The organism is Bradyrhizobium genomosp. III (assembly GCF_000261705.1).
In the GTDB taxonomy this organism is placed as follows: Bacteria; Pseudomonadota; Alphaproteobacteria; order Rhizobiales; family Xanthobacteraceae; genus Bradyrhizobium; species Bradyrhizobium ottawaense.
Genome location: NZ_AJQF01000570.1, coordinates 1 through 2649, shown reverse-complemented (window position 1 = coordinate 2649; position 2649 = coordinate 1). Strand labels below are relative to the sequence as shown.

At 64.1% G+C, this 2649-nt stretch carries 2 protein-coding genes; both read left to right on the top strand.

Going from position 1 to position 2649, the window contains the following annotated elements:
- Positions 1–196 precede the first annotated feature (196 nt).
- On the top strand, positions 197–1711 hold the full coding sequence (gene istA / locus IC66_RS0142135) for an IS21-like element ISBj11 family transposase (RefSeq protein ID WP_038973741.1): 1515 nt from the start codon (positions 197–199) through the stop codon (positions 1709–1711).
- Complete coding sequence (istB, locus tag IC66_RS0142130) at positions 1708–2517, top strand: IS21-like element ISBj11 family helper ATPase IstB (protein ID WP_018270204.1); 810 nt, start codon at positions 1708–1710, stop codon at positions 2515–2517. The genes istA and istB overlap by 4 nt, the downstream gene beginning before the upstream one ends.
- Positions 2518–2649 lie beyond the last annotated feature (132 nt).

Sequence of the window (2649 nt, the reverse complement as noted above, 5' to 3'; positions counted from 1 at the left end):
TGCCGCGCGGCGAACAGGATGGAAGTGGAGCGTCGACCATGATGAGAGGGCTACGCCGGGCTCGTGACGCAGGGAGGGCGTAGCCCGACCGGAGTTACGAGCCCGGCGTCGGCGCGATCCACAGCGGACCGCGCCGACTGGTGATCGCGGCCGGCTGGTTATGCAAGTGGTTCTTCCGCCAAGAGGAATCACTCGCGTGCCAGGCCGACACATTACCGATCACCAAATGAGGCTCTACATGAAGTACCGTCAGACCGATAGCCCACCCGTGGCCGCCGCCAAGGCTTCGTTCAGCACCTCGACCGCTTACCGGATCGAGAAGGATCGACGCCTTCCGTCGCAGAAGAAGGCTCCCCGCGGCCGTCGCCGGCCAGATCCCTTGGCCCGCGTATTTGAGACAGAGATCGCGCCGATGCTGAAGGCCGCCCCCGGTGTGCGGCCGGTCACGATCTTCGAGGAGTTGCTCCGACGCCATCCCGAGCTCGGCGCCGGCATCCGTCGCACGCTGGAGCGCCGGATCCGGGCCTGGCGGGCGATCCACGGCGAGGAGCAGGAGGTCATCTTCCGCCAGACCCACGAACCCGGTCAGCGCGGCCTGTCCGACTTCACCGACATGGGCGAATTGGGTGTCACGATCGCGGGCGTACCGCTCGACCATCGTCTCTATCACTTCCGGCTGGCCTATTCCGGGTTTGAGCACGCCCATGTCGTGCTCGGCGGTGAGAGCTTCGTCGCTCTGGCCGAAGGCCTGCAGAATGCCTTGTGGTCACTCGGTGGGGCGCCACGGGAGCATCGCACCGACAGCCTGTCGGCCGCCTTTTGCAATCTCGACCGCGACGCCAAAGACGATCTGACGCGGCGATACGAAGACCTCTGTGCCCATTACGGCATGCGGCCTTCCCGCAACAATCGTGGCATCGCCCACGAGAACGGGGCGATCGAGAGTTCGCATGGTCATCTCAAGCGAGCGATCGGCGACGCGCTGTTGCTGCGTGGCACCGCCGACTTCGACGATCTAGCTGCCTATCGTGGCTTCATCGATGAGATCGCCAGCCGCCGCAATGCCCGCAACGCCAAGCGGATCGACAGTGAACGTAGCGCACTTCAGGATCTGCCGGACCGCCGCACGTCGGACTATGAAGAGGTGATCGTCCACGTGACGTCGTCCGGCGGCTTCACCTTGCGCAAGGTGTTCTACACGGTGCCGTCGCGCTTGATCGGCCATCGGCTGCGGGTGCGCCTGTATGACGATCACCTCGACGTGTTTGTCGGCGGCACGCATCTCCTCACCTTGCCGCGCGGGCGGCCGCATCCCAATGGCAAGCACGATCAGGTCGTCGATTATCGGCACGTGATCCATTCCTTGCGGCGCAAGCCGATGGCGCTCCTCAACCTGGTCTACCGCGACCAGCTGTTCCCCCGGGAAGCTTACCGCCGAGCCTTCGACGTCTTGCGCAAACGCTTACCGGACAAGAAGGCCTGCCGGATCATGGTCGATCTCCTCGCACTCGCCCATGAGCGCGGTTGCGAGGCCGAACTCGCCAATCAGCTCACGGCTGACCTGAACGACGGCCGGCTGCCCGACCTCAACCGGCTACGTACTCACTTCGCCCCGGATCCCGCCCAGGTGCCGAACGTCGTGGTACGCCTCGCACCGCTCGCCACCTATGAATGCCTCATCGGTACCGCCGAGATCGGAGGCGCCGCATGAGCACAACCAACGTAGTCGACACCGCGCGCCTCAATCTGTTGCTCAACGAGCTGCGGCTGCCCGCCATCAAGGCGCTGTGGCCGCAATTTGCCGAGCAATCCGATAAAGAAGGCTGGCCGGCGGCGCGCTTCCTCGCCACCATTGCCGAGCACGAGATCGCTGAGCGCGGCCGCCGCCGCATCGAGCGCCATCTCGTCGAGGCGCGGCTGCCTACCGGAAAGACCTTTGACAGCTTCGACTTCGAGGCCGTGCCGATGATCTCCAAGGCGCAAATGACCGCACTCGCCGCCGGCGACGGCTGGCTCGGCAAGGGCGCCAATCTGCTGCTGTTTGGTCCGCCCGGTGGAGGCAAGAGCCACTTGGCGGCAGCAATCGGCTTGGCCCTCATCGAGAACGGATGGCGCGTCCTGTTCACCCGCACCACCGATCTCGTGCAGAAGCTCCAGGTGGCTCGCCGCGAGCTCAACCTCGAGGGCGCCATCAACCGCCTCGATCGCTTCGATCTCGTCATCTTGGACGATCTTGCCTATGTCACCAAGGACCAGGCCGAGACCAGTGTGCTGTTCGAGCTCATCAGCGCACGCTACGAGCGACGCTCTTTGCTGATCACCGCCAATCAGCCCTTTGGAGAATGGAACAAGGTCTTTCCGGACCCAGCTATGACCCTCGCGGCGATCGATCGCCTTGTTCACCACGCCACCATCGTCGAGATGAACGTCGAGAGCTATCGCAGGCGGACTGCCCTCGAGCGAAAGCGTGGTCCAGGGCGGCCACCGGAGCACGCGACACAAAAAACGCTCGCTTGATTGACGCTCCGCGACAATCAAAGCAAACAAAACTCTTGCGCGCGACAATCATCGCGGCGATCATCATCGCGCCGCGACACTGACTCGCCATCCTGATCGCCGCGCTCTTCCGACCCAGATCGTCGCGCTATA

Excerpts from the sequence above, each read along its gene's own strand:
- istB (WP_018270204.1), top strand. The coding sequence starts at position 1,708 with ATGAGCACAACCAACGTAGTCGACACCGCGCGCCTCAATCTGTTGCTC.